The organism is Pseudomonas sp., from assembly GCF_051660785.1.
Taxonomy (GTDB): domain Bacteria; phylum Pseudomonadota; class Gammaproteobacteria; order Pseudomonadales; family Pseudomonadaceae; genus Aquipseudomonas.
Map to the genome: position 1 here is coordinate 264,079 of NZ_JBOFQE010000058.1, position 16,414 is coordinate 280,492.

Sequence of the window (16,414 nt, forward strand, 5' to 3'; positions counted from 1 at the left end):
AGTCACTTGCTCTCCTGCGCCGCAAACTTTTGCGGCGGGAGCCAATCAGAGTGGTACTGCCTGTTCACGCCTTCGCTTTAATCGCATACAGCCCCCCAACAATCACCAATGCTGCGCCGACAAGCACCCAGGTATCCGGGTGCTCGGCAAAAACGATTACACCAATCAAAGTAGCGAAAACCAGAAGCGCATAGTTGAAAGGCTGCAGGGTGGACGCGGTTGCGTATTTCAGCGCTTGAATGAAAAGAATCTGAGCAACGACTCCTGTCAACGCGAGGATCCCCATCAACAGGCCCTGTACCGGAGTCGGAGAAACCCATGCGGGCAACCCCGCAAATGTGACCGTCAAGGCACCCACACTTGCCATGAAGAGCATGTTTGTCGCAAAGGAGTCGTGCTGGCTGATCCGGCGCGTCAATACGTTGAACACCGCGAACGCCAAGGCAGCCAGCAGGGGGATCAGCGCCGCGAGTTCAAAAACGCCCGCGCCGGGTCGAAGAATGATCAGTGTGCCGGTGAACCCTATGGCCGCAGCGATCCAGCGTCGAAGGCCTATGAACTCACCCAGGACGGCCCCCGCCAATGCCAGTGTCATCAGCGGAAATACGGCATAGAGCGCGTGCATTTCGGCCAGCCCCAAATATCGTAGCCCCACTGCGAACAGTATGGTTTCACCCACCGCTAACAACGCTCGAATGATTTGCAGCCGAGGGTGCTTACTCCGAAACGAATCCTTGACCTGACCTTGGTAGGCGGCATATCCGAGGGCAAAAACGACAAACACCCAGTAACGCACCATGACCAGTTGAGCCACCGGGAAGTCTTTGACAAGCACCTTGGTTACGCCATCCTGGCTGGCGAAAATCAGCATTGAAAGCAGGCACAGGAAAATGCCCAGCTGGGGCCTTGCGACCCCATGATTCGCGGCAACGGTGGGCGCAGTATTTTTTGTTCGGCTGTTCTTCAATCGCACCTCGGTCATGCCCTTCTCCATAAAACGTCAGCAACATCCGGTTTTTCACTCACCGCGTTTCTCTCGAAGGCCGGCAACCAAATACGAGCTGTAGCATTTACTGAAATGGCGTGGTGAAACAGCGCCGCATGTGACCAGGCCCAGACTGTTCATGCGAGCTGGAAGCCGTGAGCCAAAGGGTCTTTGTCATCAACGAAAATAGTGTTGTGACCTATCACCTCAGCCCAGCCGCTGACACTTGGCTTCATGCCGTCGAAGGCTCCGACTTTTACCGATGCCTCAACCTTTCCTTCGTAGATCGTGCCGATCAGGCTTTCGAGCCGATACACGTCTCCGACGTTCAGCCGACCCTTTCCGAAGAGCTGAGCCATCCGCGCCGAGGTACCGGTACCGCCGGGAGAACGATCGATAGCTTTATCGCCGTAGAACACGGCACAGCGTCCATGTACGGTTTTACTCTGTGGTTTGTCACACCAGATGATGTGATGAACACCGCTGATTCTGCTGTTCTCGGGATGCACAGGGTCACAAATGGCCGAGAGCGCTGCGCGCAGCTTCTGGCTCAACCCCACGATGTCTTCCGCCGTCTGCCCCGAGAATCCAGCCCAGCATTCCTGGGGTTCCACCACCGCGTAGAAATTTCCGCCGTAGGCGATGTCCACCGTAAATGTTCCAACGTCAGGTACTTCCACCACCACATCGGCGGTGTGCAGGTAGCTGGAGACGTTGAACAAGCGAATCGACTCAACGAATTCGCCACCCAGGGTGTATTCGACATCGACGCGCCCCGCCGGTGTTTCAATGGCCAGTTTTCCCGGCTCGCGCGGTGTCACCAGGCCCTCTTCAATGACCACGGTCGATAATCCGATGGTGCCCGCGCCACACATCGGCAGGCAGCCGCTGACTTCGATAAACAACGCGCCGAAGTCGCAGTCATCACGTACCGATGGGTAGATGATGACGCCGGACATGATGTCGTGCCCCCGGGGTTCGAACATCAATGCGGTGCGCACCCAGTCGTGGTCTCGCACGAAAATATCGCGCCGCTCCGCCATCGATACGGAAGGCATCAGCGGTGCGCCGCCCGCTACGACCCGAACCGGGTTGCCGCACGCGTGTGAATCAATGCAAAAAAAGCTGCGTCTCATAGGGATGCCCTTTCAAAGGAGTGTGCTGGGAGAGTGACGCTGCAACGCACCCCGTGCAGTCGGGGTGAAGCACCGGATGCCTGGCCCAACTCAAGCAGCTCCCTGGGCAACTGTTTGAAGGCCCGTCTTATTAGTGACTTGTTTAACGACCTTGATTGGAAAAGCCGACAACTTGAACTTGTTAACCTTCTCGCCCCGCCCAAAACTCATGCCAGCGAATAACCGAACTGACGCCCAGTTTCGTTATTATTTTGGGGGGTAGCCTGCTGGGGCCTGGTGCGTGACTGAAGCTATCAAGAAACTCCGAACGCGTACCCGACGCCAACTCCGCAGCCATCACCCCTGCCAGGGTGCTTTTCACGGTACCCAGCCCGTTTTCGCAGCAAGCCGAGTACAGGTTTTCTTCAATCTCGCCGAATGCAGCGGCGCTGTTCCGACTCAAACACAGCCGGCCGGCCCAACTGAATTCCAACGCAGTGGATTTCAATTCGGGAAAGCGCGCATCCAGGGAATGGCGCTGTTCTTTGGCCACCGCTGCTACCCGCTCTGGAGTGACCTGGATACTCGGGTCATAGGTGAACTTTGTCCGGATGACGATACGCGAGAGACCGTCTGAAGAGATCTTGCGAACGGTTGCGCCCATAGGGTCCGCCGGCAACAACGCCCACCTGGCTTTGCCCGGCACCTCTTTCCTGAATGCATCATCGCTGTAAGCTGCCGTCATGGAGGCGTAAGTGAAGACGTGCAACAGGCGTCCTTGATAATGGCCAAAGTCTTCGATGTGCCCGTTTACCCCCAGAATGACCTTGGGTGCGTGCACCGTCCCGTTATGAGATCGAGCGCTCCAACCGCTTCCCTGCTTGGTCAACTCAACAATCGGAGAGCGTTCGAACAGTGTGATTTTCCCTTCGAGCCCTGCTGCCAGGTCTCTAATGTATTGCGCAGGTTGAATCATCACTGCGCCGGGCGTGTAGATCCCACCGTGGTAATAGGTGGACCCGGTGATTTCGCGCATTTGCGCGGCATCAAACATCTCGAACTTTTCGCCGATGCGTTCAAGGGACTGAGCGTAATTGACGTTCAGCTTCAACCCCCGCTCAGTGGCGGCCGCATTGATCTTCCCGGAAGGGTCGAACGTGTCGGCAGACATGCCGTACTCCCGCGCGGCGTCAGCGGCAAAAGCAATTGCAAAACGATTTTGCGTGATTTCCAGCGCCGTTGCCGACTCACTCGCCACGGAGTATTCCCCGGACGACAGACTGTGCGGCACATCGATCATGAAACCAGAGTTTCTACCGGCCGGCCCCTTGGCCACCTCATGTGCATCGACCACCACAATGCTGTCACCCGGGTGCAGCTGTGAAAGTCTGCGAGCGGCGGACAGACCGGCAAAACCGGCACCGATAATCAGCCAGTCCGCCGTCACGTTTCCATCAAGCATGCGGACAGGCGCAGTGCGTGCGGAAATCGCCTCCCAACCTGAAACCCCGGTATCTACCGGCAGGCGCTTGATGGTATGGGTGCTCATTTTTCGGTCTCTTCATCCGACCGATCAGACACATCGATCCAGATGGTTTTGATTTCGGTGTACTGGTCATGGGCAAAAATGGATTTGTCCCGACCACCGAAGCCCGACTCCTTGTAGCCGCCGAATGGCGTCGAAGCATCGCCCTCGCCAAAGCAGTTCACGGTGACGATGCCGGCGCGAATTTCCCGCGACAACTTGATCGCCCGGCGAAGGCTGCCCGTGTAAACCGAGGCCGCCAGGCCGTACACCGTGTCATTGGCCAGGGCAATGGCTTCGGAAAGCGTGTTGAAGGTAGTGACTGACAGAATCGGGCCGAAGATCTCTTCCTGGAACAGCCGGTTGTCTCGACCGACGCCGTCAATCACGGTGGGCTCTACGAAAGCACCGTCTTTGGTCGCGCCGCCGTAAACGACTTGAAGTTTTCCTTCGGCGGCGTGCTCAAGGTACGACTTCACTTTTGCGAAATGTTCAGGACTGACCAGCGACCCTACGCGGTTTTCCGGATCGAGCGGATCGCCCATCTTCCATTCGCGGATGTACGCGCCCATGCGCTCCAGCAGCTCGTTTTTAACCGACACATGGACGATCAGACGTGAAGTCGCAGAGCAGTTTTCGCCCATGTTCCAGAACGCGCCATTGACGACATGCTCAGCGACGAGGTCCAGGTCTTGGGCATCGTCCATCACCACGGCCGGATTTTTTCCGCCGCACTCAAGGACGATGCGCTTCAGGTTCGAATCGGCGGCGTAATGCAGGAAACGGCGACCGGTAGCGGTGGAGCCGGTGAAGCTCACCATGTCGACATCGTTATGCAAGCCGATTGGCTCACCGACCTCTTTGCCCGTACCGGTGACAATGTTGAGCACGCCAGCGGGAACGCCCGCCTCGAACGCCAGTTGAGCAACGCGCAAGGTGGTCAGCGACGTTTGTTCGGCAGGTTTGACGATGACTGAACAGCCTGCAGCGAGCGCCGGGCCGATTTTCCAGGCCAGCATCAGCAGCGGGAAGTTCCAGGGCAATACGCAGCCCACCACGCCGATCGGTTCCCTTACCACCATGGTCAGTGCGTCGCTGCCCACCGGGGCGGTGTTGTCATAAATCTTGTCGATCAGTTCTGCGTGCCAGCGGATCGTGTGGATGGTGTCCGGGATGTCGACCAACTGACACTCACTGACCGGTTTGCCGCTATCGAGGCTTTCGAGAACGGCCAGTTCGTGTAGATGGCTTTCAAGCAGGTTCGCAAACTTCAGCAGAACCGCTTTGCGTTCCCTGGGAGAAATCGATCTCCAGCGACCATCCTCGAAAGCCTCCCTGGCATTACTCACCGCAAAGTCGACATCCTCGGACGAACAGGCAGCGACGTCAGTCAAAAACTCGCCCGTCGCCGGATTGTTCGTGGCAAAGGTTTTGCCCGAGATCGCGGGCTTGAACGCGCCATTGATGAACGCCCTGGATGGCAACGAAATGTCTTTGGCCAGAGCGGCATACTCGGCCTTGCTCAGAAGATCACCCATGGCTGGCTCCCGAAGAAATGTTGGCTACGTTGCGTTTAAGTTCACCGATGACCGATGCAAGGCTTTGCTTTTCTGCTGCTTCAAGTGGCTGCAGCGGCAAACGCACGTCACCTACTTTCAGCCCGGCAACTTCACATCCGTACTTGATCGACTGCACGAACTTGCCGCCGTCCAGTGCATTCATCAGCGGCATCATTGCCGACATGATCTGACGGCCCTTGTCGAAGTTCCTCTCGATCACGCAGGCTTCATAAAGCGCTACGTGTTCCCTGGGCAGGAAGTTGGAACCTGCGCACACCCAACTTCTGGCGCCCCAGGCAAAGAATTCGAGCGCTTGATCGTCCCAGCCGCACGACAGGCCGATGTTCGGATACTCGCGAGCGAGCAGATGCACACGCCCCATATCGCCCGAGCTTTCCTTGATGGCAATGACGTTTTTCGATTCGCTCACTCGGGTGAGGTATTCCTCATCCATCGAAACGCACATGCGCCCGGGGTAGTTGTAAAGCATGATCGGCAAGTCGGCGGCACGATCGATGGTCAGCGCGTGGATCGCGTTTTCCCGGGAGGTTGGCAGCGCGTACGGCGGAGACGTGACAAGGATGGCGTCCGCTTTGATCGATTTGGCATCTTTCGCGTACTGAACGGCATCTTCGGTGCGAATGGCGCCGGTACTGACGATCAGTTGAACCCGTGTACCGATCACATCTTTGGCATAGGCGGCCAGCTCAGTGCGCTCTTCCGAAGTCTGCGCATAATATTCGCCGGTCGAGCCGCCGATAATAATGCCGTGGACCTTCGCCTCAATCAGCGACTCCAAAACTTCTGAGTACACACTCCAGTCGATCTCCCCGTCAGGTTTATGAGGAGTGACAGCGGGCGTATAAATACCTTCGAATTTCAAGATAAGTTCTCCGAATGCGAGTGACGTTGAAGACCAACGAGCGCGTCAGCCTTGATGCCTTGAGCTGCGATTAAAATGTCTATGTTTTACGGGACAGCGGATCTGACCTTAAAAAGTCTTCGTAAAGAGCAGTTTCGCTGCCTTTCACAAATGACCTCCATCGCTGGTACTACCAACTAGTGCAGTGAACTGTTGAATCCAGACTCGCATGGGCCAAGAAGGTGGTCAATAGAGTGTACTTCGGCCGTATAAGCCCAAGAATGCACATATGCCTCGTCGCGGAAAAATAAATACGCATTGAAATCAATGAGTTGAGATTTTGTAGTTTGACCCGACCTACTGATCGATAACATTTGATTATGCATTGATAAGAGTAAATGTTTCTTGTTGATGCACGATTGCCGTCGTAGCCTTACAACAGCGATATTCTATCGACGAATTGGCAATGAAAAGTGTTTGTACATTCATCCCGTTAATCAGGATCGGTTTGCCCAGGGTCGAATCAAGATGCTGTAGACATAATGTTTTGATGAGAAGAACAGGCCTTGCCGTGAATTCAAGACCGTTTGGCCTAAACTCGCTGAGCAGGTTGAATGAGTCGCCCCTTTGCTATTTTGGAGTGTGTTGACCGTGAGCACTAAATCGGCAGTTTCAAATCTAATCGCGCAGCGCAAGCCTGACCACGCGCTGCCAGGTGCCCTTTATAGCGACCCGGACGTTTACAGGCAGGATCTGGAACAGATCTGGCACAAAAGCTGGATCTTCGCAGGGCACACATTTGAGCTGGAGAAGCCGGGTCAGTACCTGTCGCTGCAAATTGGCGATTACCCTGTTGCTATCGTGCGCGGCGCCGACAAACAGATTCGTGCGTTCCACAACGCCTGCCGCCATCGCGGTTCCAAGGTGTGCCCGGAAGCCAGCGGCAAAGTTGCCAAACTGGTGTGCCCTTACCACAAATGGACATTCGAGCTGGACGGCAGACTGCTTTTCGCCGGGAACATGGGAGACGATTTCGACAAGTCCCAGCATGGGTTGAAACCCGTGCATTGTGAGGTCGTCGAAACGTACATCTATGTTTGCGTCGCCGATGTCGCCCCGGACTTCTCGTCGTTCAGAAAATCCGTCACGCCTTTCGTTGCGCCTCATAACCTGGACGACTGCAAAGTCGCGTTTGAGTCGAACATCATTGAGAAAGGCAACTGGAAGCTGGTTTTCGAGAACAACCGCGAGTGTTACCACTGCGATTGCACTCACCCGGAATTGATGCACTCCTTTGTGGACAACCCCTCAGTGGGTGGCGCGGGCGGCGATGAGGATCTCGAACTCAAGGAACACTGGGATCGCTGCGAAGCAGCAGGGTTGCCCAGCCGGTTGGTCATGGATGGTGAAGGTCGTTTCCGAATGACGCGCATCCCCCTGTTTTCCGGGGCCGTCAGCTACACAATGGATGGCAAGCCTGCGGTCGCTGGCCGGTTGGACACCTCCGGTGAAGCCAACATCGGAGCGCTGCTTTATTTCAACTACCCATCGACCTGGAACCATTTCCTGGGCGACCACGCGCTGAGCTTCCGCGTGCTGCCCATCGGTCCGGGCGAGACGTTGGTCACTACCAAATGGATCGTCAAGAAGGACGCCCAGGAAGGTGTTGACTACGACATCGATCGCCTGACCAAGGTTTGGCTTGCAACCAATGACCAGGACCGAACCCTGGTTGAAGGCGCACAGATCGGCGTCAGCTCTCCTGCTTACGAGCCTGGCCCGTTGTCGGTGGCCAGCGAAATTGGTGTGTGCCAGTTTGATGATTGGTACTGCAAAACGATGCTTGATCAGCTCAGTGACACGATTCCGTTAAGGTCTGTCGGCTAAATGCAAAACTGCCGGTGGCGAGCACCTCGAATGATCACCACCGGCATCCCCCAACCTCTCCCCTCCTCGCACGCCGAGTCACTGATCAGCCAGTGCTCCGGTCTGCTGAACAGCTCAGGAAAACTGGGCCAGAATCCAGTCGCGTAGCCGGCAACAGGCGTCGTCATTGATCCGGTCTTCACGAAATGTCAGATAGTGCTGACTTTCATGGAGAATCACTTCTTCTTCGATCGGCCGGATCAGCGTGCCGTTTTCGATCAGGTTTTCGACCAGGTGATTCCATCCCAGCGCTACGCCCTGGTGGGTCAACACCATGCTGATCACCAGGTTGTAGTCATTCGCGTTGAAAACGTGAGGACTGTCGTGAGGGCGTTTCTCGATATCGACATCGTGATAAGCCAGCCAGACGCCCCAGTCAACGTGCTCCGCTACCTGGGATCGGCCATAGGGGCTGAGGTTCAGCAAAACTCCGTCGCGCAATCCTTCCAGGCTGGAAAGCTCTGGATGCTCGTCTTTATAACGCGGTGTGCACACCGGGTAGATGACGTCATGGAACAACGGATAACTGCGGTAGCCATCCTGAATCCTGGCCATTTTGGTGATGAAGATGTCTGGCGTTACACCCGGTTCCATCGACAGGAAGTTTTGAGTAGTGACCAGATTGAGATCGATGTCCGCGTTCTTGGTAAAAAAACCCGGCAGCTTCGCTGCAAGCCAGAGGGCTGAAAACGCGGGTGAACAACACAGCGTCAACGTGCGCTTGCCTGCATTGTTGGTACGAATGCGTTCCGCCGCCTGGGAAATATTGACGAAAGATAGCTGGGCAGCATCAAAAAATATGGAGCCGGCTTCCGTCAACTCGACCGCTCTCCCCACCCTCTTGAAAAGATCCACGCCAAGGTACGCCTCAAGCTCGCGAATCTGGCGGCTGATGGCCGCTTGAGTCACGCACAGTGCTTCTGCCGCACGCGTAAAGCTCTGATATTTGGCGGCGGCTACGAATGACTTCACGGCTTTAAGTGACGGCATTTTCAGCAGCGTCATGTCTGGATCGATGTGCTTAACCATAACCTAGAGTATTGAATATCCGGTTCGGGGCCCTTTCGAGGGCCGTTAGGGACGAGATCGGCGAGAGAGTTCCACCAAGAGCCTACGCTGGAGCGTAGCTGAAACACTGGGCCCAAGACAGCGCCAGCGGCATTAGTCTTCGCAATTGGCACTGCCGCGGTCGCAAATTGACATAATTAAATGATTGATAACATGACGTTATTGATAGGCTGGAAGAAATGTTGTTAGACGCTGACTCTATAAGGTAATAACTTGGGTCTCAAGCCACTGATTAATTCAGCGCCGTTAAAAAAGAATAATAAACATCACATAATAAAGAGGATGGTCACAATGACTAACTCCCAACCTTTCTCTCAGCTTGACTGCCCCTACAAGCACCGTCTTAACTGATCAAGATAAGAATATCTAAAGTCTTGATCTTACGTCGTATTTGCAGCAGGAGGGGTTATGAGTCTTGGTGACGAGATACTCTCGGTAAAAAACATTTACAAAGTCTTTGGTACTCAACCAAAGCTCGCGATGGAGATGCTGGCTCGCGGTGCTGATAAAAGTGAAATTTTCAGCAAGACCGGTCAAGTCGTTGGTGTTTTTGATGCCAGTTTCTCCGTAAAACGTGGAGAGATTTTCGTCATCATGGGGCTTTCCGGTTCCGGCAAGTCGACGATGGTCCGGTTGTTCAATCGACTGATCGAGCCAACCTCCGGAACGATCCATCTTAACGGCCAGGAAATCACGGGGCTGTCGGACGCCGATCTTCTCAGCGTTCGTCGCAAAGACATGAGCATGGTGTTTCAGTCGTTCGCCTTGATGCCCCACATGAGTGTGATCGACAACGTTGCTTTCGGCCTGGAAATCTCCGGCGTCGAGGAAAGTGAACGGCATAAACGTGCACTCGAAGCACTAAAACAGGTGGGGCTCGATGGCCATGCCTACAGCTATCCGCACCAACTGTCCGGCGGTATGCAGCAGCGCGTAGGCCTGGCCCGAGCGCTGGCCAACGACCCTGCCATTCTGCTGATGGACGAAGCCTTCTCGGCACTCGATCCGTTGATTCGCCACGAAATGCAGGGCGAACTGATCCGCCTGCAGGCAGAACAGCATCGAACCATCATCTTCATCTCCCATGATATCGACGAGGCGATTCGCATCGGTCATCGCATTGCGATCATGGAGGGTGGTCGGGTTGTTCAGATCGGTACCCCGCAAGAGCTGCTTTGCAACCCCGCGAACGATTACGTCAGAGCATTCTTCAAAGGCTTTGATGCTTCGAAAATCCTCAAGGCTGGTGATGTTGCGAAGATTTGCGCAGAGCATCCGTACGCCATGGATCAAACCACACCAACGTTGCGCGACGATGTACTCCTGCAGGATGTCTTTCACATTGTTGCTGACGCAGTTAATCCAGTTGCTGTACTGGATCGCCAGGGTGTTTTCAAAGGCACGATTTCCAAGAGCCTACTGCTTCAAACAATGAGCCGACACTAAATAGTCTCTATTTTCTGGCTTGCCAGGCTCGGACATTCAGGTGATGACATGAACGAATTCAGTTTTCTAGACCCGTTTCAATCCATCAACGTACCGTTGGGCCAATGGGTAGAAGTTGCCCTGAATTATCTGGTTCATAATTTCCGCGAGATATTTCGCTCAATAAGATGGCCTATTGACCAGGTACTTAATGGTATCCAGTACGGACTGCTGGCTATTCCTCCTTCAATATTCATTATTATCGCCACGCTTTTTGGCTGGCAGGTAGGCGGGAGAAAAATAGGGATCCTTTGTTTCGTCACGCTCACTCTATTAGGTGTGATCGGCGTGTGGAATGACGCCATGATTACCCTTGCCCTGGTGCTCACTTCACTGTTTTTCTGCGCCGTTATCGGCATACCGCTGGGTGTCCTGTGTGCCCGCAGTGATCGGTTGGAGATGCTGCTGCGTCCGGTACTCGACGCCATGCAAACGCTGCCTGCATTTGTTTATCTGGTTCCCGTCGTGATGCTCTTCGGTATCGGCAACGTCCCCGGCGTACTGGTCACGATCATCTTTTCGGTAGCGCCACTCGTCAGGCTCACTAATCTGGGAATTCGGCAAGTACCTGAAGACAAGGTCGAGGCCGCCCGGGCTTTCGGATGTACCCCACGCCAGATGCTGAGGAAAGTACAACTTCCTTTAGCGGCACCGACGATCATGGCGGGCCTGAACCAGGCATTGATGTTGTCACTTTCGATGGTGGTCATCGCGTCGATGATTTCGGTGGGCGGGTTGGGAATGATGGTGCTTCGCGGGATCGGCCGCCTTGATATGGGTTTGGCAACCGTCGGTGGCCTGGGGCTGGTATTGCTGGCGATTTTCCTCGACCGCTTGACCCAGGCAATGGGTGAGCGCAGCAACAGAGCCACCAAAGGTGAGCACTGGTACCAGACCGGTCCTGCAGGCGTCATCTATCGCCTCAAAAGAAAAGACACGATCACAAAAATAGAAGTGAGTCCCAAAGAAAGTTAACCCGCTTAACAGCGCCTCGTGAACCAAAAGAAATGCGAACTTCTTAACTCAGCCAAGGTAAACGATAATGAACTTCACAACCTTCGGAATAAAACAGAAATTCATTCACTCTGTGGCGCTTTTAGTACTAGCGGTTTCACCTGTTTTCGCATCGGCCGCCACGGCGCAGGAGCCTGGAAAAGGGGTATCAATCACTCCGATCTTCCCGTCCATTGCCGAAGAACGGTTCCGCGGCGAGATTGCAATGGCAGGTCTCAAGGAATTGGGCTACGACGTTGAAACTCCGAAGGAAACCGAATACGGCACGATGATGGTCGCCATCTCCAATGGCGACGCTGATTTCTCGGTACACCTGTGGGAGGAACTGCACAAATCTTTCTACGAGAAGGCCGGCGGCGATGACACGATGGTGAAAACCGGCGCGATCATGCCGGGCGTGTTGCAGGGCTATATGATTGACAAAAAAACGGCCGATGAACACCACATCACCTCTCTCGCAGATTTGCAGAAGCCGGACATTGCCAAACTGTTCGATGCCAATGGTGACGGCAAAGCTGACCTCACAGGTTGCAACCCGGGTTGGGGCTGTGAGCTGATCATTGCGCACCACATGAAAGCCTATGACCTGATGAAGACTGTTTCCAACAACCAGGGCTCCTACTTTGCGTTGATGGCGGACACCATCGCTCGTTATAAACAAGGCAAGCCGATTCTCTATTACACCTGGGTGCCTCAGTGGATCTCCGGCGTGCTGGTCGAAGGTAAAGATGTTGTGTGGTTGACCGTGCCGCGTACAGATCTTCCGGGTGGCAAGAATGACGTCAACACGACCTTCGATGGTAAAAACCTTGGCTTCGCGGTAGACAGTGTCAGAGCGGTTATCAATAAAGAGTTCGCCGAGAAAAATCCGGCTGCAGTGAAGTTCCTGTCTGAAATGCAGATCACTACCGACGATGAAAGCGCGCAAAACCTGAAAATGCACAATGGTGAAAAAAGTGCTGCGGACATCACCCGGCACGCCAAGGAGTGGATCGCCGCCCATCGCGCGAAATACGACAGCTGGCTGGTAGACGCACGCGCCGCTGCAAATACCGCCACCGCAAAGAACTAATCCCTTCATTTGAAACTGCATAAAAGTTGCCCTTACCGGGCAACTTTTTTATCCATTTGGGCATTCATCCTTAAGGAATCATGAAATGCAGTTGTATTCCTTCGTCCAGAATTTCAATTACAGGGACGCGCCCCTGCTTACACGCGAGCTGGTTAAAACCTGCCTGCTCGACATCATTGGTGTGGCCGCCGGCGCCCGCAACAATCAAACCAGCGTGATGCTCAAAACCTACGCTGACACCCACTACTCTGCCAACAAGCTGTCCAGCCGCCTTTGGTTCGACGGCAGAGCCGTACACCCACTGGGCGCCGCGTATGCAGGTGGTTTCTGTGTGGATAGCCTGGATGCCCATGAAGGTCACTTCACCTCCAAGGGGCATGCGGGTGCAACCGTAGTCCCGGCCATTGTTGCATTGGTCGACGCGTATCGCAGTCAGGGTAAAGACATCAGCGGCGAGGAGTTCCTGAGCGCACTGTGCATCGGTTACGAGACCGCCTTACGGGCGGGACAGGCATTGATGGCCACTGCCCCGGAATATCATGCCTCAGGTGCCTTTTCCGGGATCGGGGTCGTTTGCGCCGGTGCCCGCCTGCTGAAGCTGGATGAAACGACGTTCCGTCATGCGCTGGGCATCGCGGAATACTTCGGCCCCCGGTGCCCGATGATGCGCCTGGTGAGCTTTCCGACAATGTTGCGTGATGCTCACGGCGCCGGGGCTTATGCCGGACTGAACGCTTTACTGATGGCACAGCTCGGTGTCACTGGCGCTCCAGCCGCCACCGTTGAAACTGTGGAGATTTCCACTTTCTGGCAGGACATCGGAACCCGTTGGGAGATTGACGAGCAATATTTCAAACCGTGGCCGGTCTGTCGCTGGGCGCAACCGGCACTCACGGCCATGACCGATTTGATGCGGGCACATCCAGTCATCACTGCAGAGCTGATCGAGACCATAGACGTCGAAACGTTCCACGAGTCTGTGTGCTTGCAGGGGCATTTTCCGAAGAATGCCGACGAGGCTCAGTATGCGCTGGCGTTCCCGCTGGCTGCCTTGATCGTTCGCGGGAAGCTGGGGCCAAAAGAGGTCACCGGCGATTCCATTCATGCACCCGACATCTTGAGCATCAGCGCGAAGATAACCCTTCATGAGGCGGCTGACCTGTCCGCCAGGTTCCCGGAGGAAATTCTGTCCCGCGTCACGGTCACCCTGAAAGACGGCACGCGCCTCACGAGCCCGACCGCGACGGCCAAGGGCGACCCCGGCCACCCGATGTCGAGCGACGAATTCGCTGCTAAATACCATTTACTGGCTGATGACAGTCTGGGAACCACACTCAGCAATGCCATCAAGAACAGTGTTGAAGCACTGCCCGATAGTGCTGACTGCCGATCATTGTTTGATTTGTTGCTGTCCGCTGCAAAAACCGCGGACTAGCTTGCGCAACGGCTTGGCTATTCGTTCAGGTGTCAAAGAGGATTTATGCCATTCGTATTCGAGAGCGTGCTCAAAGACAAAAACATGGGTTACGCCTATACGGCGGTAAAACCGATAAAGCCGCAGGCGGTAACTCGTGTAGCTTTTGTGCTCTTGAACAATTTCTCGATGATGTCGTTTACCGGCGCCATCGATGCACTGGTGACTGCCAACCTGATTAGCGAGACACCGGCGTTTGAGGTGTTGACTGTCGGCATCAGGAGCCGTCTGGTCATGAGCGATCTGGGATTTGCGATTTCAGCAGACCTGGAATTATCACAACTACTGGACCGTATCGACGTTCTCATCGTCGCCGGTGGATTGCGGGTAAAGTTGATCAGCGACCCGCTATTACGACGCAAGCTGCGTAACGTCGCCTCCCTTGGCGCGACCCTGGGCGGTTTGTGGAACGGCGCGTTTTTCCTGGCGGAAGCTCAGCTGATGGACGGTGTCGAGTGTGCCTTCCACCCGGATGGACGAGCGATGATGGAGGATGTTTTTCCCAAGGTGCTGGTCTCTTGTCGAACGCACGTCATTGATCGAAACCGTATTACCTGCGCGGGCGCCAGCAGTTCGTTACGCATGATGCTGGAGCTCATCACCGCTAAACAAAGTGTGTCACTGACCCATGCTGTCGAGGAGATACTCAGTTGCGATCAAACCTCTGAAGTCTCCGGGATATCGTCTGTCGTCGTTGACGCTGACCCCACCCTGCCCCAAACCCTGAAGCTCGCTTTGGAACTGATGCAGAAGAACATCGAGGAGCCGTTATCGATCGACGAACTGGCTGAGTGCGTGAACATTTCCCGACGACAACTGGAGCGTCGCTTCTGTCGTTTCGTGGGCGCCACGCCCACGCGTTACTACCTTGAGCTGCGCTTGACTCGAGCCCGGCAGCTTATTCTGCAAAGCAATCGGCCGATCACCGATATCGCGATTGCGACCGGCTTCTGTAGTTTCGCCAACTTCCATATGCGCTTTCGGGACTTCTTTGGCGTTGCGCCGAGTAGTTATAGAGCGACGTATGAGCGCAGGCGCTAAGTTCCCGAAAGCCCTGACCCGCAGAAAAAACCGCACTGTCCAAGCCGAGCAAACGATGGCTGGCAACACCGATAAGGATGACCGAGAACTATGAATGCGCCATCCCCGGTGTTGGTACCCACGGCTAACCACAGCGAGCGCATGTCTACTCGCGTCGCTTTCCTTATCGCAGGCTTACTCATGTCCGCATGGGCGCCTCTGGTCCCATTGGTTAAAGCCCGCACTGGCCTGGACGACGGTGGCCTGGGATTGCTTCTTCTGGGCCTGGGCGGTGGATCTATCGTGGCCATGCCCTTCGCCGGTTATCTCACCGCACACTATGGCTGCCGCCCCGTCGTGATCTGGTCGACGATTGTCTTGTGTGCCGTGTTTCCGCTGTTGAGCACCTTGGTGTGGCTGCCGGGGCTGGTCGTCGCTGTCGTTATCTTCGGCGCCAGCATGGGCATGCTTGATTGCGCCATGAACATTCAGTCCGTCATCGTCGAGAAAAACAGCGGGCAGGCACTTCAGTCCGGCTTCCATGGCCTTTACAGCGTCGGAGGCATAGTGGGCGCCGGGGCGATGACCGTCCTGCTGACCTTCGGCCTGCACCCATTGTTTGCTGCGCTCTGCATCGTTGCCACCGTTTTGGGAGCACTTTACAAGGCAGCCCCGGCTTTTCTGACTTATGGCACTGAACGGGGTGGCCCCATATTCGCGGTGCCCAGGGGAATCGTGCTGTTTTTAGGGGCGCTCTGTTTCATCGTCTTCCTCACTGAAGGCGCGATCCTCGACTGGAGCGCGGTTTTCCTTGTCTCGAGCCGAGGGTTGGAGCCGAGCATCGCCGGCTTGGGCTACGCATCTTTCGCCGCTGCAATGACGGTGGGCCGCCTCACAGGTGATGCCATCGTCAGCAAACTGGGCGGTGTGCGCGTCGTCGCGCTTGGCGGGCTCTGCGCAGCCGCAGGCATGATCGTGTCGCTTGGAATCGATGGCTGGGCGGCGTCCCTGATTGGCTACGCGCTGGTCGGTGCCGGATGCTCAAACATTGTCCCCGTGCTCTTTACTGCTGTCGGTCGCCAGCAACGTATGCCACAGGCGGTAGCCATCCCCGCTGTCATCTCGATGGGCTACGCGGGGATTTTGATAGGTCCCGTATTTATCGGGGCGGTCGCTCATCTGAGCACCTTGTCATTCGCTCTGGGCTGCGTGAGTGTTTTGCTGGTTTTTGTCGGCGCGACAGCTCGATTACTTCGAAATTAACCTGTTCAAATGGGATTTCGGCGTGGTCAGCACCAGGCCGGCAGCC

General features: G+C 55.4%; 13 protein-coding genes. 7 read left to right on the forward strand and 6 right to left on the reverse strand.

Going from position 1 to position 16,414, the window contains the following annotated elements; all coding sequences use genetic code 11:
• Nucleotides 1-64: 64 nt before the first annotated feature.
• From ACRC4F_RS15190 to ACRC4F_RS15210, 5 genes are all read right to left on the reverse strand, one after another.
• Nucleotides 65-982 carry a DMT family transporter gene (locus ACRC4F_RS15190; protein ID WP_438660046.1) on the reverse strand — a complete coding sequence of 306 codons (918 nt, stop codon included), beginning with the start codon at nucleotides 980-982 and terminating at the stop codon, nucleotides 65-67.
• Nucleotides 983-1,122: 140 nt separating this feature from the next.
• Nucleotides 1,123-2,121 carry a 4-hydroxyproline epimerase gene (locus tag ACRC4F_RS15195; RefSeq protein WP_438660047.1) on the reverse strand — a complete coding sequence of 333 codons (999 nt, stop codon included), beginning with the start codon at nucleotides 2,119-2,121 and terminating at the stop codon, nucleotides 1,123-1,125.
• 181 nt (nucleotides 2,122-2,302) lie between these two features.
• Nucleotides 2,303-3,649, reverse strand: a complete 1,347-nt coding sequence (locus tag ACRC4F_RS15200; protein WP_438660048.1) for an NAD(P)/FAD-dependent oxidoreductase — start codon at nucleotides 3,647-3,649, stop codon at nucleotides 2,303-2,305.
• Nucleotides 3,646-5,163 (reverse strand): aldehyde dehydrogenase, encoded by a 1,518-nt coding sequence (locus ACRC4F_RS15205; RefSeq protein ID WP_438660049.1) that lies wholly within the window; start codon nucleotides 5,161-5,163, stop codon nucleotides 3,646-3,648. Before ACRC4F_RS15205 ends, ACRC4F_RS15200 begins: the two co-directional genes overlap by 4 nt.
• Nucleotides 5,156-6,067, reverse strand: coding sequence for a dihydrodipicolinate synthase family protein (locus ACRC4F_RS15210; protein ID WP_438660050.1), 912 nt, complete (start codon nucleotides 6,065-6,067; stop codon nucleotides 5,156-5,158). Before ACRC4F_RS15210 ends, ACRC4F_RS15205 begins: the two co-directional genes overlap by 8 nt.
• 630 nt (nucleotides 6,068-6,697) lie before the next feature.
• Here ACRC4F_RS15210 and ACRC4F_RS15215 point away from each other — a divergent pair.
• Complete coding sequence (locus ACRC4F_RS15215; RefSeq protein ID WP_438660051.1) at nucleotides 6,698-7,933, forward strand: aromatic ring-hydroxylating oxygenase subunit alpha; 1,236 nt, start codon at nucleotides 6,698-6,700, stop codon at nucleotides 7,931-7,933.
• A gap of 114 nt (nucleotides 7,934-8,047) precedes the next feature.
• On the opposite strand, the gene ACRC4F_RS15220 is transcribed toward ACRC4F_RS15215, so the two are convergent.
• Complete coding sequence (locus tag ACRC4F_RS15220) at nucleotides 8,048-9,001, reverse strand: LysR family transcriptional regulator (protein WP_438660052.1); 954 nt, start codon at nucleotides 8,999-9,001, stop codon at nucleotides 8,048-8,050.
• A 447-nt stretch (nucleotides 9,002-9,448) separates the two neighbouring features.
• Between ACRC4F_RS15220 and ACRC4F_RS15225 the strand changes: the two genes are divergently transcribed.
• The 6 genes from ACRC4F_RS15225 (at nucleotide 9,449) to ACRC4F_RS15250 (ending at nucleotide 16,368) form a co-directional block, all read left to right on the forward strand.
• Nucleotides 9,449-10,486 carry a quaternary amine ABC transporter ATP-binding protein gene (locus ACRC4F_RS15225; protein WP_438660053.1) on the forward strand — a complete coding sequence of 346 codons (1,038 nt, stop codon included), beginning with the start codon at nucleotides 9,449-9,451 and terminating at the stop codon, nucleotides 10,484-10,486.
• Nucleotides 10,487-10,534: 48 nt separating this feature from the next.
• Nucleotides 10,535-11,500 carry a glycine betaine/L-proline ABC transporter permease ProW gene (proW, locus tag ACRC4F_RS15230; RefSeq protein WP_438660054.1) on the forward strand — a complete coding sequence of 322 codons (966 nt, stop codon included), beginning with the start codon at nucleotides 10,535-10,537 and terminating at the stop codon, nucleotides 11,498-11,500.
• Nucleotides 11,501-11,567: 67 nt separating this feature from the next.
• Nucleotides 11,568-12,611 carry a glycine betaine/L-proline ABC transporter substrate-binding protein ProX gene (gene proX, locus ACRC4F_RS15235; protein ID WP_438660055.1) on the forward strand — a complete coding sequence of 348 codons (1,044 nt, stop codon included), beginning with the start codon at nucleotides 11,568-11,570 and terminating at the stop codon, nucleotides 12,609-12,611.
• Between the two features lie 85 nt (nucleotides 12,612-12,696).
• A complete protein-coding gene (locus tag ACRC4F_RS15240; protein ID WP_438660056.1) occupies nucleotides 12,697-14,046 on the forward strand; it encodes an MmgE/PrpD family protein in 1,350 nt (449 codons plus the stop codon).
• Between the two features lie 45 nt (nucleotides 14,047-14,091).
• Nucleotides 14,092-15,126: a GlxA family transcriptional regulator gene (locus ACRC4F_RS15245; RefSeq protein ID WP_438660057.1), complete on the forward strand. Its 1,035-nt coding sequence runs from the start codon at nucleotides 14,092-14,094 to the stop codon at nucleotides 15,124-15,126.
• Nucleotides 15,127-15,216: 90 nt separating this feature from the next.
• Nucleotides 15,217-16,368: an MFS transporter gene (locus tag ACRC4F_RS15250; RefSeq protein ID WP_438660058.1), complete on the forward strand. Its 1,152-nt coding sequence runs from the start codon at nucleotides 15,217-15,219 to the stop codon at nucleotides 16,366-16,368.
• The last annotated feature ends 46 nt before the right edge of the window (nucleotides 16,369-16,414 follow it).